Source organism: Peptoniphilus phoceensis (assembly GCF_001517665.2).
Taxonomy (GTDB): domain Bacteria; phylum Bacillota; class Clostridia; order Tissierellales; family Peptoniphilaceae; genus Peptoniphilus_A; species Peptoniphilus_A timonensis.
Window position 1 is genome coordinate 1 of the sequence record NZ_LN999809.1, and the last position, 23,007, is coordinate 23,007.

25 protein-coding genes, 15 tRNA genes and 1 rRNA gene are annotated in these 23,007 nt (G+C 32.9%); 37 read left to right on the forward strand and 4 right to left on the reverse strand.

Features of this window, described 5'->3' with window-relative positions; all coding sequences use genetic code 11:
* Positions 1 to 11: 11 nt before the first annotated feature.
* From rrf to BN3657_RS04275, 29 genes are all read left to right on the forward strand, one after another.
* Positions 12 to 128, forward strand: a 5S ribosomal RNA gene (gene rrf / locus BN3657_RS04135).
* 21 nt (positions 129 to 149) lie between these two features.
* Positions 150 to 224 (forward strand) — tRNA-Asn (locus tag BN3657_RS04140).
* A gap of 12 nt (positions 225 to 236) precedes the next feature.
* Positions 237 to 325: transfer RNA gene (locus BN3657_RS04145), tRNA-Leu, on the forward strand.
* A gap of 27 nt (positions 326 to 352) precedes the next feature.
* A tRNA-Met gene (locus tag BN3657_RS04150) sits at positions 353 to 429 on the forward strand.
* Between the two features lie 10 nt (positions 430 to 439).
* Positions 440 to 516, forward strand: a tRNA-Met gene (locus BN3657_RS04155).
* A gap of 47 nt (positions 517 to 563) precedes the next feature.
* A tRNA-Glu gene (locus BN3657_RS04160) sits at positions 564 to 638 on the forward strand.
* Positions 639 to 644: 6 nt separating this feature from the next.
* Positions 645 to 720 (forward strand) — tRNA-Val (locus BN3657_RS04165).
* A 5-nt stretch (positions 721 to 725) separates the two neighbouring features.
* Positions 726 to 802, forward strand: a tRNA-Asp gene (locus tag BN3657_RS04170).
* A gap of 48 nt (positions 803 to 850) precedes the next feature.
* Positions 851 to 926: transfer RNA gene (locus tag BN3657_RS04175), tRNA-Thr, on the forward strand.
* A 22-nt stretch (positions 927 to 948) separates the two neighbouring features.
* A tRNA-Tyr gene (locus BN3657_RS04180) sits at positions 949 to 1,034 on the forward strand.
* 24 nt (positions 1,035 to 1,058) lie between these two features.
* A tRNA-Gly gene (locus BN3657_RS04185) sits at positions 1,059 to 1,132 on the forward strand.
* Positions 1,133 to 1,137: 5 nt separating this feature from the next.
* A tRNA-Arg gene (locus BN3657_RS04190) sits at positions 1,138 to 1,214 on the forward strand.
* Positions 1,215 to 1,224: 10 nt separating this feature from the next.
* Positions 1,225 to 1,300, forward strand: a tRNA-Gln gene (locus BN3657_RS04195).
* A gap of 5 nt (positions 1,301 to 1,305) precedes the next feature.
* Positions 1,306 to 1,381, forward strand: a tRNA-Lys gene (locus BN3657_RS04200).
* A gap of 19 nt (positions 1,382 to 1,400) precedes the next feature.
* Positions 1,401 to 1,489, forward strand: a tRNA-Ser gene (locus tag BN3657_RS04205).
* A gap of 46 nt (positions 1,490 to 1,535) precedes the next feature.
* A tRNA-Lys gene (locus tag BN3657_RS04210) sits at positions 1,536 to 1,611 on the forward strand.
* 504 nt (positions 1,612 to 2,115) lie between these two features.
* Positions 2,116 to 2,346 (forward strand): FeoA family protein, encoded by a 231-nt coding sequence (locus tag BN3657_RS04215; protein ID WP_082676820.1) that lies wholly within the window; start codon positions 2,116 to 2,118, stop codon positions 2,344 to 2,346.
* Positions 2,347 to 2,348: 2 nt separating this feature from the next.
* Positions 2,349 to 2,591: a FeoA family protein gene (locus tag BN3657_RS04220; RefSeq protein ID WP_062551894.1), complete on the forward strand. Its 243-nt coding sequence runs from the start codon at positions 2,349 to 2,351 to the stop codon at positions 2,589 to 2,591.
* A gap of 1 nt (position 2,592) precedes the next feature.
* Entirely contained in the window at positions 2,593 to 4,755 is a 2,163-nt protein-coding gene (gene feoB, locus BN3657_RS04225) for a ferrous iron transport protein B (RefSeq protein WP_062551895.1), read from the forward strand.
* Positions 4,742 to 4,888, forward strand: a complete 147-nt coding sequence (locus BN3657_RS04230) for a FeoB-associated Cys-rich membrane protein (protein WP_019137857.1) — start codon at positions 4,742 to 4,744, stop codon at positions 4,886 to 4,888. The genes feoB and BN3657_RS04230 overlap by 14 nt, the downstream gene beginning before the upstream one ends.
* Before the next feature lie 287 nt (positions 4,889 to 5,175).
* The gene (locus tag BN3657_RS04235; RefSeq protein WP_230204184.1) at positions 5,176 to 5,520 is read left to right on the forward strand and encodes a hypothetical protein; all 345 of its coding nucleotides are present in this window, start codon (positions 5,176 to 5,178) and stop codon (positions 5,518 to 5,520) included.
* Entirely contained in the window at positions 5,513 to 6,520 is a 1,008-nt protein-coding gene (locus tag BN3657_RS04240; protein ID WP_062551897.1) for a V-type ATPase subunit, read from the forward strand. Before BN3657_RS04235 ends, BN3657_RS04240 begins: the two co-directional genes overlap by 8 nt.
* A gap of 4 nt (positions 6,521 to 6,524) precedes the next feature.
* On the forward strand, positions 6,525 to 8,438 hold the full coding sequence (locus BN3657_RS04245; RefSeq protein WP_230204185.1) for a V-type ATP synthase subunit I: 1,914 nt from the start codon (positions 6,525 to 6,527) through the stop codon (positions 8,436 to 8,438).
* Positions 8,439 to 8,452: 14 nt separating this feature from the next.
* Positions 8,453 to 8,875 carry an ATP synthase subunit C gene (locus BN3657_RS04250; protein ID WP_019137861.1) on the forward strand — a complete coding sequence of 141 codons (423 nt, stop codon included), beginning with the start codon at positions 8,453 to 8,455 and terminating at the stop codon, positions 8,873 to 8,875.
* A complete protein-coding gene (locus tag BN3657_RS04255; protein ID WP_019137862.1) occupies positions 8,875 to 9,189 on the forward strand; it encodes a V-type ATP synthase subunit F in 315 nt (104 codons plus the stop codon). Before BN3657_RS04250 ends, BN3657_RS04255 begins: the two co-directional genes overlap by 1 nt.
* The gene (locus BN3657_RS04260; RefSeq protein ID WP_062551899.1) at positions 9,190 to 9,831 is read left to right on the forward strand and encodes a hypothetical protein; all 642 of its coding nucleotides are present in this window, start codon (positions 9,190 to 9,192) and stop codon (positions 9,829 to 9,831) included.
* Complete coding sequence (locus BN3657_RS04265; protein WP_062551900.1) at positions 9,812 to 11,584, forward strand: V-type ATP synthase subunit A; 1,773 nt, start codon at positions 9,812 to 9,814, stop codon at positions 11,582 to 11,584. Before BN3657_RS04260 ends, BN3657_RS04265 begins: the two co-directional genes overlap by 20 nt.
* Entirely contained in the window at positions 11,581 to 12,972 is a 1,392-nt protein-coding gene (locus BN3657_RS04270; RefSeq protein ID WP_062551901.1) for a V-type ATP synthase subunit B, read from the forward strand. The genes BN3657_RS04265 and BN3657_RS04270 overlap by 4 nt, the downstream gene beginning before the upstream one ends.
* Positions 12,962 to 13,600: a V-type ATP synthase subunit D gene (locus BN3657_RS04275; protein ID WP_062551902.1), complete on the forward strand. Its 639-nt coding sequence runs from the start codon at positions 12,962 to 12,964 to the stop codon at positions 13,598 to 13,600. The genes BN3657_RS04270 and BN3657_RS04275 overlap by 11 nt, the downstream gene beginning before the upstream one ends.
* A gap of 100 nt (positions 13,601 to 13,700) precedes the next feature.
* On the opposite strand, the gene BN3657_RS04280 is transcribed toward BN3657_RS04275, so the two are convergent.
* On the reverse strand, positions 13,701 to 14,831 hold the full coding sequence (locus BN3657_RS04280; RefSeq protein WP_062551903.1) for an aspartate-alanine antiporter-like transporter: 1,131 nt from the start codon (positions 14,829 to 14,831) through the stop codon (positions 13,701 to 13,703).
* A 323-nt stretch (positions 14,832 to 15,154) separates the two neighbouring features.
* Here BN3657_RS04280 and BN3657_RS04285 point away from each other — a divergent pair, with 323 nt between their 5' ends.
* The 7 genes from BN3657_RS04285 (at position 15,155) to BN3657_RS04315 (ending at position 20,357) form a co-directional block, all read left to right on the forward strand.
* On the forward strand, positions 15,155 to 15,514 hold the full coding sequence (locus tag BN3657_RS04285) for a GntR family transcriptional regulator (RefSeq protein ID WP_062551904.1): 360 nt from the start codon (positions 15,155 to 15,157) through the stop codon (positions 15,512 to 15,514).
* Complete coding sequence (locus BN3657_RS04290; RefSeq protein WP_062551905.1) at positions 15,511 to 16,197, forward strand: ABC transporter ATP-binding protein; 687 nt, start codon at positions 15,511 to 15,513, stop codon at positions 16,195 to 16,197. Before BN3657_RS04285 ends, BN3657_RS04290 begins: the two co-directional genes overlap by 4 nt.
* Complete coding sequence (locus BN3657_RS04295; protein WP_062551906.1) at positions 16,197 to 16,964, forward strand: hypothetical protein; 768 nt, start codon at positions 16,197 to 16,199, stop codon at positions 16,962 to 16,964. Before BN3657_RS04290 ends, BN3657_RS04295 begins: the two co-directional genes overlap by 1 nt.
* Positions 16,965 to 17,119: 155 nt before the next feature.
* Positions 17,120 to 17,674, forward strand: coding sequence for a biotin transporter BioY (locus tag BN3657_RS04300; RefSeq protein ID WP_082676822.1), 555 nt, complete (start codon positions 17,120 to 17,122; stop codon positions 17,672 to 17,674).
* Between the two features lie 10 nt (positions 17,675 to 17,684).
* On the forward strand, positions 17,685 to 18,368 hold the full coding sequence (bioD, locus tag BN3657_RS04305; protein ID WP_062551908.1) for a dethiobiotin synthase: 684 nt from the start codon (positions 17,685 to 17,687) through the stop codon (positions 18,366 to 18,368).
* A 15-nt stretch (positions 18,369 to 18,383) separates the two neighbouring features.
* The gene (gene bioA / locus BN3657_RS04310) at positions 18,384 to 19,586 is read left to right on the forward strand and encodes an adenosylmethionine--8-amino-7-oxononanoate transaminase (protein WP_062551909.1); all 1,203 of its coding nucleotides are present in this window, start codon (positions 18,384 to 18,386) and stop codon (positions 19,584 to 19,586) included.
* 87 nt (positions 19,587 to 19,673) lie between these two features.
* Positions 19,674 to 20,357, forward strand: a complete 684-nt coding sequence (locus BN3657_RS04315) for an HAD family hydrolase (protein ID WP_062551910.1) — start codon at positions 19,674 to 19,676, stop codon at positions 20,355 to 20,357.
* Positions 20,358 to 20,443: 86 nt separating this feature from the next.
* Here the strand turns inward: BN3657_RS04315 and BN3657_RS04320 are convergent, their stop codons facing one another.
* Together BN3657_RS04320 and mnmA are read right to left on the reverse strand one after the other, a co-directional pair.
* The gene (locus BN3657_RS04320; RefSeq protein WP_062551911.1) at positions 20,444 to 21,079 is read right to left on the reverse strand and encodes a 50S ribosomal protein L25; all 636 of its coding nucleotides are present in this window, start codon (positions 21,077 to 21,079) and stop codon (positions 20,444 to 20,446) included.
* A gap of 15 nt (positions 21,080 to 21,094) precedes the next feature.
* Positions 21,095 to 22,156 carry a tRNA 2-thiouridine(34) synthase MnmA gene (gene mnmA, locus BN3657_RS04325; RefSeq protein WP_062551912.1) on the reverse strand — a complete coding sequence of 354 codons (1,062 nt, stop codon included), beginning with the start codon at positions 22,154 to 22,156 and terminating at the stop codon, positions 21,095 to 21,097.
* Positions 22,157 to 22,478: 322 nt separating this feature from the next.
* Between mnmA and BN3657_RS04330 the strand changes: the two genes are divergently transcribed.
* Positions 22,479 to 22,745 carry a Veg family protein gene (locus BN3657_RS04330; RefSeq protein WP_019137875.1) on the forward strand — a complete coding sequence of 89 codons (267 nt, stop codon included), beginning with the start codon at positions 22,479 to 22,481 and terminating at the stop codon, positions 22,743 to 22,745.
* A 70-nt stretch (positions 22,746 to 22,815) separates the two neighbouring features.
* Here the strand turns inward: BN3657_RS04330 and BN3657_RS04335 are convergent, their stop codons facing one another.
* A complete protein-coding gene (locus BN3657_RS04335) occupies positions 22,816 to 23,007 on the reverse strand; it encodes a hypothetical protein (protein ID WP_062551913.1) in 192 nt (63 codons plus the stop codon).

Sequence of the window (23,007 nt, forward strand, 5' to 3'; positions counted from 1 at the left end):
TTTAAGTGAAATCTGGTGAGAATAGGACAATGGACACACCTGTAACCATACCGAACACAGAAGTTAAGCATTAGTCCGCTGATGGTACTTGGTTGGCAACGACCTGGGAGAGTAAGTTATCGCCAGTAAGGGACAAAAGTCCCCAATAGTCTTAGGTAGCTCAATGGTGGAGCAACCGGCTGTTAACCGGTAGGCTGTGGGTTCGAGTCCCACCCTGAGAGCCATAAAAAAGATAAGCCGGGGTGGCGGAACTGGCAGACGCACAGGACTTAAAATCCTGCGGTGGTTAAACACCGTATCGGTTCGATTCCGATTCTCGGCACCAAAAATAATAGTAGCCGGGTAAAAATGACGCGGGATGGAGCAGTTTGGTAGCTCGTCGGGCTCATAACCCGAAGGTCGGAGGTTCAAATCCTTCTCCCGCTACCATAAAAAATATGGCGGCGTAGCTCAGTTGGCTAGAGCATACGGTTCATACCCGTAGTGTCAGGAGTTCAAATCTCTTCGCCGCTACCATTATAAAACAAGAAACGGTTTGTATTATATAAACCGCCACCATATTAGGCCCTGTGGTCAAGCGGTTAAGACACCACCCTTTCACGGTGGTATCCCGAGTTCGATTCTCGGCAGGGTCACCAAAAAATGGACGCATAGCTCAGTTGGGAGAGCATCTGCCTTACAAGCAGGGGGTCATAGGTTCGAGCCCTATTGTGTCCACCAAATTGGGCCTGGTAGTTCAGTTGGTTAGAATGCCAGCCTGTCACGCTGGAGGTCGTCGGTTCGAACCCGATCCAGGTCGCCAATTAAAATATAGTAAATTTAATAGCTATATGTTTTTAATAAGTGAGATGCTGGTGTAGCTCAATTGGTAGAGCAACTGACTTGTAATCAGTAGGTTAGGGGTTCAAGTCCTCCCACCAGCTCCAAAAAACTTATAGGGACTTACATGGAGGAGTTCCCGAGTTGGCCAAAGGGGACGGACTGTAAATCCGTTAGCTTAGCTTTCAGTGGTTCAAATCCACTCTCCTCCACCAAAACTCAATAAAAATTTTACTTATGCGGGTGTAGCTCAGTGGTAGAGCCCCAGCCTTCCAAGCTGGTTGCGAGGGTTCGATTCCCTTCACCCGCTCCATATTAGCACCTATAGCTCAGTAGGATAGAGCAACGGACTTCTAATCCGTGTGCCGGGGGTTCGAATCCTCCTAGGTGCGCCAAATAAATTATTGGGGTGTAGCCAAGTCGGTAAGGCACCAGACTTTGACTCTGGCATGCGTAGGTTCGAGTCCTGCCACCCCAGCCAAGTGAGACCCATTAGCTCAGTCGGTAGAGCACTTGACTTTTAATCAAGGTGTCGCGCGTTCGAATCGCGCATGGGTCACCATTTAAAATTTTATACTTGTGGAGAGGTACCGAAGTGGTCATAACGGGGCGGTCTTGAAAACCGTTAGGGTGCAAGCCCACAAGGGTTCGAATCCCTTCCTCTCCGCCATTTTTAATCTGTGTTAACCACAGATTTTTTATTGAAAATTACATAGGACTCATTAGCTCAGTCGGTAGAGCACTTGACTTTTAATCAAGGTGTCGCGCGTTCGAATCGCGCATGGGTCACCAAATCTGCTGTGAATTTATTTCACAGCTTTTTTTATCTAAATTTAGATGAATTACTTTTAGATTCAGATAATAACTTTCTATTTTGGATAAATATTGGATAAATTTTATTTATATAAAGACAAAATAGGACTAGTTTTTACTAATTTATATAAATAATTTTTGTTCCAAATAGTAATAATAAATGTATTTTATTCTTATTCAAAGATCAAGAACTTTTTAAATTTATAAGATTTTAATTAATTAATTTAAATGCAGACTTAAATTAAAATGAAGAACATTTTGTATTTTTTATTTTATTTTTACAATTATGAAGCAATTATAAAATTTCAAGAATATTAGTTAAATTTAAATATATTTTAATTTTTAAAAATATAAATAGCTTCAAAAAATTTCTCAAATTGATTTTATTTTTCAATTAGCTATGTTATAATAATTTTAGAAATGATAATCAAATTCAAATATTGATTTACATATAATTTAAGTAATTTAGAAACGAGTGATAGAATGATAAGTTTGTTAATGGCTCCCTTAAATGTTAATTTTAGGATTTTGAGAGTTAAAACTTTGAAAAATAGCGATATCACTGAATCTCACCTTGCAAATCTTGGTTTTGTCAAAGGTGCAGTGATAAAAGTAGTAAATGAAAATGATGGAAATTTAATTGTGTCAATAAAGGATGCCAGAGTGGCAATAGGAAAAGACATAGCTAAAAAGATTATGGTAGAGGAGATGTAAGAGTGCAAACTTTAAAAGATGCAGTTGTTGGTAAATACTACATAGTAAAAAAAATAAATGGCTCAGGTCCTTTAAAGAGAAGAATAATGGACATGGGCATCACAAAAAATGCTGAAATTTACATAAGAAAGGTTGCACCTTTAGGTGACCCTGTGCAAATTAATATTAGAAATTATGAGCTCAGCATAAGAAAGGCTGATGCTGAACTTATTTCAATTGAAGAAATAGAAAAGAAGGAGGACTAAGATGGCTATTACTATTGCGCTTGCTGGTAATCCCAACAGTGGTAAGTCCACTCTTTTCAACAATTTAACAGGCTCAAACCAATATGTTGGTAACTGGCCTGGTGTAACTGTTGAAAAAAAGACTGGCAAGTATAAAAAGGATAAAAATGTTCACTTCACAGATTTGCCTGGCATTTATTCTCTTTCGCCTTACACTTTGGAAGAAGTTGTTTCAAGAGATTATTTGGTAAATGAGAGACCAGATGCAATTATTGATGTTGTGGACGCTACTAATATTGAGAGAAATTTATTTTTGGCGACTCAGCTTGTGGAACTTGGCATTCCTGTTGTCATTGCTCTTAATATGATGGATGTTGTAAGAAAAAATAATGACTTCATAGATATTAAGATGCTAGAGGAAAAGCTTGGCTGCAAGGTTGTTGAGATTTCTGCTCTTAGAAATGAAAACATTGATAAGTTAATTGAGACGGCAAAGGAAGCTGCCCACAAAAAAAATACTCATTATCACGAATTTGACACTGATATTGAAAAATACATCAAGGAAATTGAAAACTTCAGCGTCATAAAAGACAATCCAGCTAAGAGATGGCTTGCTGTTAAATTTTTTGAAGAAGATGAAAAAATAATAAAAGAATTTCCTCTCTATGGAAATGAAAGCAGAAGACTAGATGAAATTGTTGAAGAAGCTGAAGAAAAGTATGACGACGATGGAGAGGGAATCATCACAGACGGAAGGTACAACTTTGTTTCAAATGTTACAAAGGACACCGTGAAAAAGGGAAGAAAGGGAATGACAACTTCTGACAAAATTGACAGGGTAGTTACTAATAGATTTTTGGCTCTACCTATTTTTATTGGCGTCATCACTTTAGTTTACATTTTGGCAATAAATTATGTTGGCGGACCTGTAACGGACTGGGTAAATGAAAAATTCTTTACAGAAGTTATTGGCGAAAACTTTAGAGGTTTCTTGGAAAATGCTGGAACATCAGAATTTTTAACATCACTATTAGTTGATGGTATTATTGCTGGTGTTGGGGCTGTACTTGGTTTCTTACCAGTAATTGCAGTTTTATTCCTATTTATTGCAATCCTTGAAGATATTGGTTATATGTCAAGAATTGCCTTTATCCTAGACAGGGTATTTAGAAAGTTTGGTCTATCAGGTAAGTCTTTCATTCCAATTCTTATGGGAACAGGTTGTTCAGTTCCTGCCATTATGGGAACAAGGACAATTGAGTCAGACAACGACAGAAGGATGACAATAATGACTGCCTCCTTCATGCCATGTGGTGCAAAGCTTGATGTTATTGCCATGTTTGCTGCCTTCTTAGGTGGCAGCTGGTGGTACGCACCTATTTGGTACTTCGGAGGGATAATGGCAGTAGTTGTTTCAGGTATAATCTTAAAGAAGACTAAGTACTTCTCAGGAGATCCTGCACCTTTTGTAATGGAACTTCCTGAATATCACATGCCAAGTGCCCACAATGTTTTAAAGGCAACTTGGTTTAGATGTAAGGCCTTTATTGTTAAGGCAGGTACAGTAATCCTTCTTGCAACAGTAGTAATTTGGTTCTTAAAGAGTATTTCTGTATCAGGACACTTCGTTGATTTCAATGCAGATCCAGAAGATTCAATTTTAGCAGGATTTGGTAAAATTATTGCACCAATCTTTGCTCCACTTGGATTTGGAGATTGGATGGCAAGTGTTGCTACAATCCTTGGCCTAGTTGCCAAAGAAGTTGTAGTAGGAACTTATGGAGTTCTTGCAGGTATAGGAGAAGTTGGAGCAGAGGATTCCAGCATGGTTGCTCTTGTAGCTTCTAAATTCTCTGTGGCATCAGCCTTTGCCTTTGTCTTCTTCAACCAACTTACAGTTCCTTGCTTTGCAGCAACGGGAGCAATAAAAGAAGAAATGGGTTCAAATAAGTGGTTTGGACTAGCAATTGGTTACCAATTGCTTTTCTCTTACACAGTTGCCTTTATGATTTACCAATTTGGAAGAGTAATAGAAGGTGGATCCTTTAACCTAATGACAGGACTTGCAGTAGTAGTATTATTTATCTACGGATATTTACTCTTTAGGAAGGACAGGTCAAAGCTTGAAGATAGAAAAATTTCAAGTCATGGAAAAGACGAGGTGGTAAAGTATGAATCCAATTAATCTAATAGTTGCTTTAGTGATAATTATTGCAATTGTCCTAGCAGGAAAAAGAGTTTTTAGTAAAAAAGACGGGTGTGGATGTGGATGCGAATCATGTCACAGTTCATGTTCCGCAAAAGAATTTCAAAAATAAACATGAAGAATACTTCCTCGGAGGTATTCTTTTTTTGCCTTTTAAAGTAGAAAATTTAATTTGCTACAGAAAAGTTTTGGATTTTTAAAATTCAATTTTACATTGTAAGAAATGAGAAAATAAAGACTAAAAGGTCAATTATTATTAAAAACTAATAAAAGTCTTCTGCCACATTGCAAAAATAATTTTCAAAATATGGAATGTGAAAAAAATGTGAAATCTTTAAATCTGTTACAAATCCCTTGAATTAGAAACAAAAAGTAATATAATGAGTATTGCGCAAGGTAATGAAAAGAGTGGTGATAATTTTGAAAGAAAGCATAGATAGTATTTTAGCAATAGATAAGAAAACTAGAGAACTTGTCGAAGATACTGATAAAGAAATTGAAAAAATAAAAAAAGATTTGCGAGAAAAGCTTACAGATCTTGAAAATGAATCAATAGAAAAATCAAAGCTATTGGGAAAAGAAAAATCTGATGAGATTTTAGAAGAGTTTCAACAAAAGGCTGATGATTTGAGAAAAGAAAATCAGGAAAATCTTCGTGAAATTGAAGAATATTATAATGAAAATTCTGATGAGCTTATAAAAAATGCCTTTGATATGTTGATGGGAAGGGAATCTAATGTTTGAAAGTCTAAAGGCTTTAAATGCTAAGATTTTAAAAATGTACTCAGACTTCTTGGTCTACGATGATTTTGTAAAGATGGCAGAAGGTGACAGCGTAAGGTATTGTCTTTCCTATTTAAAAGAGAAAAAATTCAAAGAGATAGATTCTTTTTCTGATATATATGAAATTGAAGCCTTCTTGGAAAATTATAGGAGAGGACAAATTAAAAAGCTTCAGGGTTTTTTGCCAGGGAAATATACAGATTTTTTGAAGGCATATCTCGAAAGGGAAAATGTTGAAAAAATAGTCAAAATCTTGAGATCTCTAAGGATGAATAAAGAGCCAAGAGTCGAGAATTTAGTAATTGCTGGTAAAAGTATTTCTTTTAAGGAAGAAAGCTTTGAATCTTTTATAGAAAATTTAAAGGATACTTACTATTATGAGTATTTAAAAAATTATAAATCCTCAAGAGACGAAGATGCCCTCTTTTCTATTGAAATGAATCTTGATAAGTTCTATTATAGGAATTTAGTTGATTCTATTAAATCTCTTCCAAAAAGAGATATTGATGAGTTTAAAAAAATATTTGGTGTAAGGATAGATTTATTAAATATTATATGGATTTATAGGGCTAAAAAGTATTATAATATTTCGCCGGAAGAAATTTTTAATTTTACTATTTTTGGCGGCAATTATACTTCAGAAAAGCTTCTTCATCTTTCTTATTTAGAGGAAGAAGAGTTTGAAGAAGAAATTAAGAAGTCCAAATATTCTGTTCTTTTTGCAGACGGAAGAGTCATAAGAACTGGTAGGACATCTAAAAAGTTAATGTATTATATTGCAAATAAAAATTTTAGGAGAACTGATGGAATTGGTAAATTTATGAGCTTTTTAGTTCTTCTTGATTCAGAGCTTGCAAATATTGATAGAATTTTAGAGGCTACTAGATTTGGTCTTAGTAAAGAAGAAAAATTAAAATATATGATTGTTGATAGAAAGGAAAGTGAAGAAATTGGCCGTTGAAAAAATGAAGGTCGCTAATATAATGGGCGATATTCAGGATATGGATTCCATCATTTTGGATATTTTAAATTTGAAATGTATGCAATTTATGTCGGCTGAAGCAAATGTTGCAGAAAATCAATTTGTCTTTAGTCTAGATGATGAAAAGAATCTAGAAAGAAATCTTGAACTTAATTATATCGAGCCTATTGAAGAAGATGAGTCTCATAAGGTCAGTGCTAAAAAAGCTACAGAAATTATGAAATTCTTGGGAATTGATAAGATTGAAGACAAATATTTTGAACAAATTGATGTAAATGAAAATGTTGATTCCTTTGTAAAGAATATCAGTGAAAAAATAGATGAGTATGAAAAAACTAAGGAAAATATAAAAATTTTAGATACTCTAAAGGAAAACTATGAACTTTTTAAAAATGTTGATATTGATTTAAAGGATATCGCTGACTTAAAATATTTTAATACAAGATTTGGTTTCTTGGATAAGGATGCAAGAGCTAGGTTAAAGAAAAACTACGGCAATATTCTCGCTATGATTTATCACACAGGTACTGTTGATAATAGAGAACTTTTCCTTGTAATTTATCCAAGAGAAACAGAAAAGGATATTGATAGGTTATTAAACAGCCTTAACTTTACAGAAATTGATCTTCTTGGAGAAAATGTAGAGGGTACTGCCAGCTTGATTTTCAGAAATCTTGAAGAAGAAGAAGAAAATGTTAAGAGAAAGATTTTTGAAATTGAAGAATATAATAAAAATCTTCTCGAAAGTAGAAGTGAAGAGTTAAAGACAACTCTTGCTCATATGCTTAGCTATGAAGAAATTGAAAAAGCAAAGAAATACATGCTTAGGTCAAATAAGTATTTTTATCTATCAGCTTGGATAGGAGTTTCCGATATTAAGAAATTAGAGGAAAAATTATCAAAATATAAAGATATAGATATTGAATATTCCGACCCTGAGAGTGGAAGCAAGAAAACACCGACAAAACTTAAAAATGCAAATTTTTTCAAGCCCTTTGAGCTACTAATAAATATGTATGGTACTCCTAATTATGGAGAGTTTGATCCAACTGTAATTTTTGGAATTACCTACATGATTCTTTTTGGTGCGATGTTTGGCGATTTGGGTCAAGGGGCTGTTTTTGCAATTGCCGGACTAATGCTAAATAAGAAAAATAAGGATTTTGGAGGACTGTTACTAAGAATGGGAGCATCCTCAATGTTTTTCGGCCTAATGTATGGATCAGTATTTGGAATAGAAGAGATTATACCAGCTATTTGGTTTAGACCTTTTGAAAATATAAATGACACACTAGTAACAGCTATATACTTCGGTATCATTTTACTTACCATAGCCTATGGCATTGGTATTTATAATAGATTAAAAAGTGGTAGACCTGATGAAGCCTTTTTTGCTAAAGAAGGTGTCTTGGGAGTCTTAATTTTTGTAGCAATGATAAATATTGGTATTTCTGTAATGGGAGGAAGTTCTCCTATTCCTATGAATATTGCTGTGGGAATTTTAGTTGGAAGTCTAATAATTATGCTACTAAAAAGACCTATCCTCAAACTTTTATTTAAAGTTGAGCCAGAAGAGTCAGCAGCAGATTATTATATAGAGTCCTCCTTTGGATTATTGGAAGCTCTATTATCTACTATGAGTTCCATTATTTCTTTTATAAGGGTTGGTGCCTTTGCTATAAACCACGTTGGTTTATTCTTGGCATTTAAAACTTTAGGAGAAATGTTAGGATCGAGAGGAGGAAATATTGCGGTCTTAATTTTCGGCAATATTTTAATCCTTGCACTTGAAGGTCTTATTGTATTTATTCAATCTCTTAGACTTGAGTATTATGAAATGTTTAGTAAGTATTATAGTGGTGACGGCGTAATTTTTAAAGCCGACAAAATTTATTAATAAGGAGTTTAATAATGGAAAAGATTATTATTTTATCAGTTTTGACAGTATTTTCTATGGTAGTTTCAGGTTTTTATTTTATCTATAAGGGAACAGACAAAAACAGAAAGTTTGCCCGTGCCTTTATGAAAGTAAATCTATTTGTTTTTGCACCAGTTTTTGTGTTTGGTCTAATTTCACTAGTTCCTCAAATGGCATCAGCTGCAGCAGCTGCTCCAGCATCTGGAAATGGTCTTGGATTTTTAGCAGCAGGTCTTTCAACAGGTCTTGCTTCACTTGGCGCTGGTGTTGCCGTTTCTAATGTAGGTTCAGCAGCGATTGGAGCTGTATCAGAAGACCCTAACATTCTTGGTAAGTCAATGATTTATCTAGGACTTGCAGAAGGTATTGCTATTTATGGTCTTATCATTTCAATTATGATTCTTGGAAGACTATAATGAGATCAATTCTTTTAACATCAAATGACGATATTATTAACGGCCTTCGCCTTGCAGGTGTAAGGTCTGTTAAATGTAATAACAGATCTGAACTTTTAAAAAATTTTAAATTATATACAAAATCTGAGGATATTGGAATAATTATTCTAACTTACTCTTCTTTTAAGGAAATAAAAGAAGAAGTACTAGATTTTAAATTATCTGGCAAATTGCCTTTAGTTGTAACTATTCCAGATCTTGACGGAAAAATGGAAGATGATTTTATTTTAAAATATATAAGAGAATCTGTTGGTGTGAAAGCTGTAGGTGATTAAATGATTTTACTTGAAAACAAAATTGCCATATTCAACAAAATTGTTTTTCTAAAGCAAAAAGAAGAGTGTGAAAAGAGAATAGCAGAAGAAAAAGAAAAGGCAGAAAAAATTCTAGCTGACAAGATAAAGTCACTTGAAGAAGATGAGAAAGCCTTTGTAGATAGAAGAGTTAATCTAGCTAAAAGAAGAGGATATGAACTTATTGCTTCTGTTGAAGAACAAAAGAGAGTTCTCTTCTTAGAAGAAGATGAAAAACTTTTAAATGAACTTTTAGAAACTCTTTCAGAAAAGCTCTTGAAGTTTACAAAGACAGAGGAATATGTACAAAAAGAAGTTGATAGCTTTAGGGATATATTAGATGAGATAGAAGAAAAGAGCATCTATCTTTATGTGAAAAATGATGAAAAGAAAGAATTAATAGACAAGTTTAAGGAAATTGCAAAGGAAAAGGGCGTAGAACTTAAAATAGATGAATTATTTGAATATCATATTGGAGGCTTTATAGTTTCAGATATTGATAAAACTTATAACATCAACCTTTCTTTAAAGAATAAACTTGACGATATGAAATATGAAATTGGATCAATGCTACATGAAAAATTAAAGGAAAGGGGTGAAGTCATTGGAAAGAGCAACAATTAAATCAGTTGACGGACCAGTTGTAATTGGCAAAAACATGGCTGATTACAAAATAAGAGAAATGGTACTAGTTGGTGAACAAAAATTAATTGGTGAAGTTATTTCTATTGATGGAGACCTTGGAACAGTCCAAGTTTATGAAGAAACTGAAGGTCTAAGGCGAGATGAAGATATTATTTCTACTGGAGCACCTCTTTCTGTAAAACTTGGTCCAGGAATGATTAGAGGAATTTTTGATGGTATAGAAAGACCTCTTGAATCAATAAAAAAAGAACATGGATCCTTTATGCCAGAAGGTATAGGACTTATTTCTCTAGATGAAGAAAAACTTTGGGATGTAACTTTTAAGGTAAATCTTCATGATAAAGTTCATGGTGGACAAATTTTTGCAGAAGTTCCTGAAACAGATATCATTACACATAGACTTATGATACCGCCAGAAATTAGTGGTGAAGTTGTAGAAATTTTAGATAATGGAAAATACAATATTGAAACTGTACTTTTAAAGGTAAAAGATGAGTTTGGAAAAATTAATGAAATAAAGATGTATCAAAATTGGCCAGTAAGAATTCCTAGACCTGTTAAAGAAAGACTTCCTATTGACAAACTTCTTGTAACTGGTCAAAGAGTTTTTGATGTATTTTTCCCAATAGCAAAGGGTGGTACTACTGCAGTTCCAGGTGGATTTGGTACAGGAAAAACAATGACACAACACCAAATTGCAAAATATTGTGATGCCGATATTATTATCTATATTGGTTGTGGTGAACGTGGTAATGAAATGACTGAAGTTTTGGAAGATTTTCCAAAACTAATTGACCCTAACACAGGTAAAGCTCTTATGGATAGGACAATTCTTATTGCCAACACATCTAATATGCCAGTAGCTGCTCGTGAAGCATCAATTTATACTGGTGTAACTATGGCAGAATACTTTAGGGATATGGGATATCACGTTGCCCTAATGGGTGATTCAACTTCCCGTTGGGCTGAAGCTCTTCGTGAAATTTCTGGTCGTCTTGAAGAGATGCCAGCTGAAGAAGGATATCCTGCTTATCTTCCATCAAGAATTGCTGGTTTTTATGAAAGAGCTGGTTATGTAAACACTCTTTCAGATTCAGAAGGTTCTGTAACCCTTATTGGTGCAGTTTCACCAGCAGGTGGAGATTTCTCTGAACCAGTTACTGAAAATACAAAGAGATTTGTAAATGTATTTTTGGCACTTGATAAGGAACTTGCCTATTCAAGACACTATCCTGCAATTAATTGGATGAATTCATATTCTGGCTATATTCCACTTCTTAAAAATTATTATGATATGAGACTTGATGGAGATTTGCCAGATCTTAGAATTAAATATTTAGATTTACTTCACAAGGAAGCAAAGCTAAATGAAATTGTAATGCTAGTTGGTGAAGATGTTCTTCCAGATGATGAAAGACTAGTTCTTGAAATTTGTCGTGTAGTAAAGGTTGGTTTCTTACAACAAAATGCTTTCAATCCAATTGACACTTTTGTGCCACTTGAAAAACAATTTGAAATGTTAAAGACAATCGACAATCTTTATGAAAAGGGAAAGGAAGCTTTAAAATTAAAAATTCCTATTTCTGTAATTAAAAATGACAAACTTTATGGAAAAGTAATTAACATGAAGTACGATATAGAAAACGAAAACTTAAAGAAATTTGTAAGCTTGAACAATGAAATTAATGATTTTTATGTAGAGCTTGCCTCAACTTATGGTGATGTAGAATGAAAAAAGAATATTTAACACTTGATAGAATTGAAGGATCTCTTCTAGAACTTTCAAATCTTCACAGAGTTAGCTATGGTGAAGTTGTAAAAATTATATCTAAGGACGGCAAGAGATCAGAAATTGGTCAAGTAATAAAAATCGATGAAGACAGGGCGATTGTCCAAGTATTTGGCAACAACTTAGGTGTTTCAACAAAAAACACTAAGGTAGAATTTTCTGCCCATCCTTTTGAAATACCTCTTTCTTCAGATATTTTGGGAAGAGTTTTTAATGGAACAGCAGTCCCAATAGATAAGGGTGGTGCAATTTATTCTAAGGATGTTTATAACATAAATGGTAGGCCAATAAACCCATCAGCAAGAGAATATCCAAGGAACTTTATACAAACAGGAATCTCATCTATTGATGGACTTATGACCCTTATAAGAGGACAAAAACTTCCTATTTTTTCTGGGTCAGGTCTTCCTCACAACGAAGTTGCTGCTCAAATTGTTAGACAAGCTAAGATTGCAGAAGAAGGCGGAGATAATAATTTTGCCATTGTCTTTGCAGCAATTGGTGTAAAACACGATGAAGCTGACTTTTTTAGAGAAAGTTTCAAAAACTCTGGAGTAATTGACAAGGTAGTAATGTATATAAATTATGCAGATGATCCAATTATGGAAAGATTAATTGCACCTAAATGTGCTCTTACTGCAGCAGAATATCTTGCCTTTGAAAAAAATATGCAAGTTCTTGTAATTATGACTGATATTACATCTTATGCAGAAGCTCTAAGAGAAGTTTCATCATCAAGAGAAGAAGTTCCTTCAAGAAAGGGCTATCCAGGACACTTGTATTCAGATTTAGCAGCTCTTTATGAAAGAGCAGGTATGATAAAAGACAGTGACGGTTCCGTTACACTTATACCAATTTTAACAATGCCTAATGATGATATCACTCATCCAATTCCTGACCTTACAGGTTATATTACTGAAGGTCAAATTGTAATAAGTCGTGATCTTTTCTCAAAGGGAGTTTATCCTCCAATTGATGTATTGCCATCTCTATCAAGACTTATGAAGGACGGTATTGGTGAAGGTTATACAAGAGAAGATCATCCAGATTTGTCCTCACAATTATTTGCATCTTATTCAAAGGTTCAAGAAACAAGAGCACTTGCACAAATTATTGGTGAAGATGATATTTCTGATGATGAAAAATTAATTTTAAAATTTGGTAACGAATTTGAAAATAGATTTTTGACACAAGATCAAAATGAAAATAGAGATATAGAGGAAACCCTAAATTTAGGTTGGGAATTATTAAAGATTCTTCCAGCTGAAATGATAGATAGAATTGATCCTAAGTTAAAAGAAAAATATTTAGGTGATGAGAATGGCGATTAAAGTTACCCCTACTAAGGCTAATTTAATTGCATCAAAAAATGCACTAGTTCTTGCTGAAAAGGGCTATGATCTTCTCGATAAAAAGAGAACAGTTCTTATAAAAGAAATGATGGACTTAAATAAAAATGCCAAGGTCTTACAAGATGAAATCGAAGAAAAATTTGATAAATCTTATTCTGAACTTGTAATGGCAACTATTTCTATGGGGGCTTTATCCCTTAAAGACATGGGTGAAGATGCTCCTGATGAAAAGGAATATGAAATTATTTCACGTTCTGTAATGGGTCTTGAGCTTCCAAAGGTAAAATACGAAAAGCCTGATGTAAGAGCTGATTATTCTCTGCACAAATCAAATGCAGCCTTTGATAGGGCGAAAATTAATATTTCAGAAATACTTCCTGTAATTTATGAACTTGCAGAGATAGAAACTTCTGTATTTAGACTTGCAAATGAAATAAAAAAGACTGCAAAAAGAGCCAACGCTCTCGACAAAATTCAAATTCCTAAGTATAAACACATTATTAGGGAAATTGAAGATATATTGGCTGAAAAGGAAAGAGAAGACTTCTTTAGACTTAAAAAAGTTAAGAACAAAAAGAATAAAAAGAATAATAAGAATAATAAATAAATTTTAAATAATTTAATAATTGTTTGAACAAAAAATATCCCAAGTTGAAAATAAATCAGCTTGGGATTTTTTATTATATTTAATTTTACAATAAATTTTATCAACTTACTGGGAAGAAAATATTAATTATTTGTGGCAAGAATACCATTAACACAGTTGCAGTTGGTTGTGTAGCTGCATAGAAGGATGAAACCTTATCATCTCCATTAGTAACTTGGAGTAATGCTCCCAGTGATGGTGCTGAAGTCATAGAACCTGTTGTAGCTCCTAGGGCTGCAAAAAGTGGAAGCTTGAAAACTTTGTAGGAAATGAAAAAGGAAATTAGAGCAGGAACAAGTGTTAAAATAACTCCCGCAAAAAACAATTTTATTCCATATTGACTTACAACTTCTACAAAGCCTGTTCCAGCACTCACTCCTGATTCCAATAAGAAGAAGGCAAGTCCAAGGTCACGAACAAGGGAAAGTCTTTCCTTAGAAACTTCAAGGTTGATTCTTCCAATTCTTCCGTAGTGACCTAATACAAGACCTGCAATAAGAGATCCTCCACCGGCACCAAGAGAAAGATTAACATTTCCAATGGGAATTTTAATTGAACCAAGTAAAATCCCAAGAGTGGATGCAAGAGCAACTGCAAATAAACCATTTTTTTCTAGATCAATAAGTGGACCTACATCTTTTTTATCTAAAGCATTTTCACTTTTTGGTAGGATTAATTTATTATTTTCTTCATCAACATCTACCTTTAAAATTTTTGGAACTAGTTGAACTATTAAAACAACACCTACAACTCCAAAAGCATAGGCAATACCATAGCCAACTCCTGGCAAGTTTGAACTTGTAAGACTCTTAACAGTTCCTAGCATTGATGTTGAAGTCATGGCTCCAGTTGCAAGTCCCATAGAAAGAGATAGCTCAATGTTAAAGATCTTGGAAATTAAGACGATCAAGGCTCCACCAACTGCAGTTGTTAGAAAAGAAATTGCCAAAAAAGAAATTCCATTTTTCTTTATATTTGCTATAAAACTAGGCCCTGCCATTAGACCAATAGGCGCAAGGAAAAGCACTAGACCAATTTTTGCCAAAAATTTTGGAACTTCAAATCCAAAATGACCAAAGAAGAGGGCGACAATTAAAATTGCCGATGCACCAAACTTTAGTCCGAAAAAGTTAACGTGACCAAGGGCATATCCCAAGACCATTATCAAAAAAATTATTAATAGTTCCTTCATAAATACCTCCTTAGAGTAACTAATATTAACATTAGAGTAATTAATAGTAACATTATGAAGCTAGTATGTAAAGTGTTTTGGTATAATTAAAGTACAAAATTACACATAGTAAAGGAAAGTTCTTTATCAATTTAAATGATTATTTCAATTTTTCATACATAAGAATAAATTCTAGCTTATTAAATTTTTTATAAAAAATAAAAATTCTTCTTGCAAATTTCGAATGACTTGTATATAATTACTATTGTATTAAGGAACTGATACAAACATACAAAATAATTCTTTTTACATAGAATTAATTTTTATATGAAGGGGAGGTTAATATGGAATTTGATAATAACAGACCTATCTATATACAACTCCTTGAAGACTTCAAATTGAAAATTTCAAGTGGAGAGTGGAAAAGTGGAGAAAAAATGGACACAGTGAGAAATCTTGCAAAAATTTATGGTGTAAATCCAAATACTGTCCAAAGGGCACTCCAAGAGTTGGAACGTGAAGGTCTAGCTAAATCCAACAGAACTAGTGGAAGATTTATAACTGATGATGAAAAATTAATTGAGGATATGGCAAAGGACGCCTTTTACAGATCTTGTGACGATTTAATTACTGTTGCTAAAGATCTAAATATGACAAAAATTAAATCGATTAAACTTTTAGATGAGTATTGGAGGGAATCATGAGCAAATTAGAGATTAAGAACTTAAATATGGGCTACAAAAATAAAGTCCTTGATAATTTGAATTTGGAACTTGAGAAGGGACAAATAGTTGGCTTAGTTGGACCTAATGGTGCAGGAAAATCAACACTACTTAGAATACTTGCAGGTTTAGAAAAAACTTATTCTGGAAGCGTAATAATAGACGGCGAAGAAATTTCATACAAAACTGCAGATATTATTTCTTATCAACCAGACAAATTTGCTCTAAGCAATAAACTTTCTGTAAAAGAAGTTGTAAGGACTTATAAAGCTTTCTTTAAAGATTTTGATGAAGAAAAATTTTATAGAATTTATAAAGAATTTAAGTTGCCAGAAAAAGCAAAAGTAAGGGAAATGAGCAAGGGTATGAGAGAAAAGATGCAAATTGCCCTAAGTCTTTCTAGAAAAGCTGAAATATTTCTTCTAGATGAACCAATTTCTGGAGTTGATCCTTCAGCGAGAAAAGCTATAATAGAAACTATTTTAAATAATTTTGATGAAGACAGTTTGATTATTTTATCAACTCACCTTATAAATCAAATCGAACCTCTTCTTGATAGGGTTTTGTTTCTATCTGATGGAAAAATTTCAATTAATAAGACAATTGATGAAATTAGAAGCGAAGAAAATATGAGTATAGAAGATTACTTTACGGAGGTATTTTAATGGGAAAATTACTTGGACATCAAATTAGAAATCACTTTAAGTATAATTGGTTTATTCCAGTTTTACCTGTCGCCTTAATTATATTTGGATTATTATTTTCAAATGTTAACTATTCTATAGGTGTGAATTCCACTGCTATTGGCATGATGGCATTGGTTTTTGGATACATTGCTGCAGCAATAACAGTAATAGTTGGCGATTATAATATGTTTTTTGGGGACAGCTCCTTATTTTATGAGTCAATACCAATTAGTCCTTCAGCAAAAACTTTTTCTAGACTTTTATATTATTTTGTAATGTTTATATTATATTCCTTATATGTGGGAATAATATTTTTCTTATTTGCTACAATACCAGCTGTTGGTGATGGAGGAGTGGTAAATATAACATGGGAAAATATTATGGATATACTTAACCAAGTTGGAAGTAAAAATATTTTAATAGGAATATCTTGGATCTTAGTTTTCTTATTTAATAATATTGCAAGAATTATTTTCGCCATAAGTTTTGGCGGAGGGAAAAAGTTAAGACGATTTGGTTTTGGAGGTCCTGTCCTTAGTTTTATACTTCTTGGATTTATTGAAAGTTTTATAATCAATATTTTGGATCGATTTGATATCTTCACAAATATGGAACTTTATTTAAAAAATGGAGACGTCTTTATTAACAGTATGGGCGTAGCTTTTATTTTTATAATGATAGTTGAAACAATTCTATTTCTTTTTGGAATATATTACATTCATAAAAATAGAATTTCTGTAAATTAAAAAATAAATAAGAAAAAATTAGCTCATGGAAAAAATTCCATGGGCTTTTTTTCTCAAAAATAAGTTAACTAATAAACTAATATAGTTGACAAATAAAGATGAAAATGTTAACTTATTTAAAGTAAATGTTTACTACTATAAATTTGGAGGTTAGTGTGAAAAATTTAAAAGCTAGAGATTTGGTTATGTGTTCTCTTTTTGTAGCTCTAATAATTGTAGGCACTTTTATAAGAATTCCTATACCAGTTTTGCCCTTTACCTTGCAATTATTATTTACAATGCTTGCAGGCTTATTGTTGGGTCCAGAACTTGGAGCAAGTGCAGTTATTGTTTACATAATTTTGGGGCTAATTGGTCTTCCAGTTTTTACTGAGGGTGGAGGATTTGGATATATCTTTAAGCCTACTTTTGGATACATACTTGGCTTTGCAGTGGGTGCCTACGCTACAGGAAAAATTGCAAATAAAGAAAAGAGACCAGACATGAAAAGACTTCTTACAGCAAACTTCGTGGGACTAGCTATAGTTTACATATTTGGCATGGTCTACTATTACCTTATCAGCAATTTTTATTTGGCATCGCCAATAGGAGCAAAGGCAATTATACTTTACTGCTTCCTGCTTGCAGTGCCAGGAGATATCTTTTTGTGCATATTGGGAGCCTTTCTAGGCAAAAGATTAATTCCAGTTATCAATAAAAGTTATAATTAAGGAGATTAAAATGAGTAAAAATATTTTTGTAACAGGAACAGGAACGGAAATAGGAAAAACCTATGTGGCAGGACTTCTTGTAAAAAAACTTCAAGAAGCAGGAAAAAAATCTGCTTACTACAAAGCTGCCATGAGTGGAAATGAAAAGGATAAAGACGGAAAATTAATTCCAGGTGATGCAAAATTTGTAAAAGATATATCTGGAACAGAAGAGGATCTTGAAGAGATGTGTCACTATATTTATGAGAGAGCCTATTCTCCACATTTAGCTGCACAAATCGAAGGAAATCCAATTGACCTTGACTTTGTAGTAGAAAAATTTGAAGACCTAAAGAGCAAGTACAATTACATAACTCTTGAAGGTTCTGGTGGAATTTTATGTCCACTTAGATTTGATGAAGAAAAAATATTTTTAGAAGACTTTATAAAAAAATGTAATCTTTCATCAATAATTGTTGCCGATGCAGGACTTGGGACTATTAATGATGTCGTCTTAACTGCTTTTTATATGAAAGAAAAGAAAATGAAAGTTAAGGGCATTATTTTTAATAACTTTATTCCAGGAGATGAAATGCAAGAAGATAATATAAAAATGTGTGAGTACATGTCAGGTCTAAAAGTCATAGCTTGTGTAAAAAAAGGAGATAAAGACTTAGATATAGATCTTGAAACTTTAGAAGAAATTTATGAATAGGAGTATTTTATAAAAATGATTTGGTATCCTTATGAACAATTAAAAACTATGAAAGCTCCCTACAAAATTGTAGATGCTAAGGGAGTTTATCTTTACACTGAAGACAATAAGATGATTGATTCAGTTTCATCTTGGTGGTCAAATGTTTATGGCTATAAAAATGAAAAATTAAATGATGCAATAATAGATCAAGTTAAAAAATTTTCTCATGTTATGCTTGGTGGTCTAACTCATGAACCAGTGGAAAGATTGTCAAATAAATTAAAAGAATTTTTGCCAGGAGATTTAGACTATCCATTCTTTTCTGATTCAGGCTCAGTTGCAGTGGAAGTTGCGTTAAAGATGGCGCTTCAATATTATATGAATAAAGGCGAAGAAGATAGGACTATGATTCTCGCTTTGACTCATGCTTACCATGGAGATACATTTAAAACTATGGAAGTAGGAGATGACGAAGATTACCATTTTGTCCTAGAAGCTTATGGAGAGAGCAAGTATGTTGTTAATATACCAACTGAAATTGACTCTCTTGAAAAAGCTTTTGAAAAATATGGAAATAAATTAAATTCCTTTATAGTTGAACCGCTTTTACAAGGTGCAGGTGGAATGAGAATGTATGATATATCTTTTCTTGAAAGAGCAAGAGAACTCTGTGATGAGTACAATGCTCTTTTGATCTTCGATGAAGTTGCTACTGGTTTTGGAAGAACAGGAAATAGATTTGTCGCAGATTTGGTTTTGCCAGATATAATATGTCTTGGAAAGGCCCTTACTGGAGGTTATATTGGACACGCAGCAACTGTTGCCAACAAAAAAGTTTTTGACGCCTTTTATGATGATGACCCAAGACATGCCTTTATGCATGGACCAACTTTTATGGGCAATCCCTTAGCTTGTGCAGTAGCATCAAAGTGTCTTGAAATTTTTGAAGAAGAAAATTTTATGGATAAAATTAAGAGAATCGAAGAAATCGAAAGAGAAGAGATGGAAGGATTCGCTCACGAAAAGATTGAAGAAGTGAGAATTATGGGTGCATGCGTCTGCATTGAAGTAAAAGATGAAAAGGACATAGAAGGTTTCCAAGAATTTGCATATGAAAGAGGAGTTTTCGCAAGACCCTTTATAAAATACATTTACACTATGGTTCCTTATGTCATTGGTGAAGAAGATCTTAGAAAAGTAATGAGAACTATGAAAGAATGGTTTGAAAATAAATAGTCACTAAGTCCTGTTAAGTCAGGACTTTTTCTTTTATTTAAAACTAAGTTATAATTTAATTAGATAAAAGTAAAAGGAGAATATTAAATGATAAAGGCTATACTCTTTGATAAGGACGGAACTCTTCTCAAATTTACAAGGGCTTGGGTAGATTCTATTATAGAATTTTTGGAAGAAAAAACTATAGAAGAAGATAAGAAGAAAAAACTATTTAAGGAAATTGGCATAAGAGAAGACGGTAGGGTAGAGGAAAATTCTATTCTTTCATCGGAAACGGCAATGGATTTGGCAATAATATTTTCAGAGTTTTTAGATGAAAATCTTATGGATATTTATAGAGAATTAGATGATTATCTCTTAAATTATTTAAAAGAAAATCCAAATTTTATTGTAGAAACTTGTGATCTCGATTTTCTTTTTGAAAATTTAAAGAAAAGAGGAATAATTATTGGGATTTTTACATCTGATAATTATAGGCAGGCAAAATTTTCTATGGAGCATTTGAAACTTGATTCTTATATAGATTTTTATGCCGCAGCTGATATTTATAAAAAGAAACCTGATACAGAAAGTCTTGAAATATTTAAAAATAAATATTCTCTTGATGATGGGGAAATTATAGTGGTGGGGGATTCAAAAGTAGATATGATATTTGGCAAGGACACTTTAAAAGTTGGAGTCCTTTGTGGAACTGGATCAAGAGAAATGCTTGAAGTTTACACAGATAAAATCATAGAAAATCCCAGCGAAGTTTTGCAATTTGTAGATTAGTTTTTTGAATAAAAATAAAAAAGAGTTCAAGAATAAACTTGGACAAAAAAATAAGGGCTCCTGGAGCCCTTTTAAAATATTTAAAATTATTCTTCTTCTTTTTCTTCTTCAGTTTCAGAAACAGTAGGAACTTCTGCAGAAGCTTCTTCTGCATCTTCTTCTGGTTCTTCTTCTTCAGTTGGTTCAACAAGAGTTGCAACTGTTTCATCAGCATCAAGTTCAATCTTGATATTTTCATCGCCATAAATGTCTAAGTCAGCAACAGTCTTAGCGTCGCCAATTTGCATTTCAACAACATTTACAACAGCTTCTGATGGAAGATATTTTGGAAGACAGATTACTTCTATTTCGTTTAATACTTGGATTAATGAAGAAGGTTGAACTCTAATTTCATCTCTACCTTCAAGAACAACTGGTACTTCAACAGTGATTTCAGTGTTCATATCAATTTCATAAAGGTCAAAGTGAACCATTGAATTTTTAATGTGGTGCATTTGAACTTCTTTGAAAAGAACTGATACTGTTTCGCCATCAACTTCGATTTCAAAAATATTTGAATATCCTTCTTCGCTGTAAGCTTTTAATAAATCTTTTTCAAGACCGCTTACCATTTTTGCTTCTTTGCCCTTTGAGTAAAGAACTCCAGGAATTTCACCATTAGCTCTAAGTTTATCTACCTTGTTTTTACCCTTAGCATCTCTTTTGTTTAAAACTAATTTCATATATACCTCCAAAAATTATTTTATAATACCTGAACCAAGACAAACATCGCCTTGATAAAAAACACAGACTTGACCAGGTGTAACACCTTTAAGTGGTTTTTTCAGTTTAACAACATATTTATCATTTTGTTTTTCTAGTGTGGCATCCATATCACTTGCCCTATATCTTATTTTAACAGATAAATCGAGGGGAAGAGAAGGATTTTCTGTAATCCAAAAAATATCTTCAACTTCAAACTCATCTTTATAAAGAATGGGGTTATTAATACCTTGTGCCACAATTAAAAGATTATTTTTTAAATCCTTATCGGCAACGAAGAAGGGTTCTCCACTTCCAACGCCACCAATTCCTATTCCACGTCTTTGACCAATTGTGTAGTGCATAAGACCAGAATGTTCTCCCAATACATTGCCCTTTTCGTCCACAATTTTACCGGGCTTTGTAAACAAGAATTGATCTAAAAACTCGTTGAAATCTCTTTCGCCAATGAAACAAATTCCAGTAGAATCCTTCTTAGAAGCAGTAGAGAGTTCATACTTTTCTGCGATGTGCCTTACTTCATCCTTAGTCAAATCACCAACAGGAAAAATGGTTTTTTCAAGTGCTTCTGACTTAACTCTTGATAAAAAGTAGGATTGGTCCTTGTTATTGTCTAAGCCTTTTAAGAGGTAAGTCTTGCCATCAACTTTTTTAGTCCTGGCATAGTGACCCATAGCAATATAATCAGCATCAAAATCCATTGCATAGTCAAGGAAGGCCTTGAATTTTATTTCAGTATTGCACATGACATCTGGATTTGGAGTTCTGCCTTTTTTATACTCACTTAGGAAGTAGGAAAAGACTCTATCCCTATATTCTTTTTCAAAGTTGACTGTAAAATATTTTATGTCAAGTTGAGAGCATACAGAGACTACATCAATATAATCTTCTCTAGCTGTGCACATGCCATCATCTTCTGCCCAATTTCTCATAAAAACTGCTGTAACATCATAACCAGCTTCTTTTAAAAGAATTGCAGAGACAGATGAATCCACACCGCCACTCATTCCAAGAATGACTTTTTTCTTTTTTTGCATCAATACCTCCAATCCACTCAATAACAATTCATTATTATACAATATTTGCTATAAAAAATCTACCTTTATTTCAGAAAATACAAGTTTAAGAGGACTTTTGATAGAAAAATAAAAATTTTAAAAATATAAATTTTATTCTTTAAATTTTATTGTAGCCTTTTTATAAAAATATAAAAAAATTTAGAATAAAAATTAAAATTTATGGAGAAAATTTATTGACAAAGTTTTTTTTATGGAGTAAAATTATAGATTTATTTGACACAAGAGACTTTATAATGTATAATGAATTAATACTAAAAGCTCTGGAAGGAATGGGTACGTAATGAATCAAATGCAAATCATAAAGAAAGAACTTGAAAACCACATAGGAAAGAAAGTTATTGTAAGAGCCAACAAAGGCAGAAAAAAGATTGTGACTAGAAAGGGAATTCTTAAAGCGACTTACCCAAGTCTTTTTGTACTTGAGGTTTTTAACGGAGAAGAAATTGTAACGGCAAGTTATACTTATTCTGACGTTTTGACATCAACAGTTCAAGTTACAGTTTTAGATGAAGATGTAACTTATAAAGATGCAAAAATGATATCTTAAAATCTTATAAAGTTAGATTTGTGGCAGGTGTTTTGTTGACACCTGTTTTTTATTTTAAAAATAAATTTATTTAAGTAAGATTTTTATATAGATTACATAGAAAAAATGCAGTATAAAAAATACCAGAGAAAATATAAATTCTCTCTGGTATAAAGTCCAACTTAATGGGGTCACCACAATGGGTGACTTTAATTGTACGCTTTAGCATGAATAAACCACCAGCTATGCTGGTGGTAGGAAAACTAGCTTTAGCTTCAAGCAA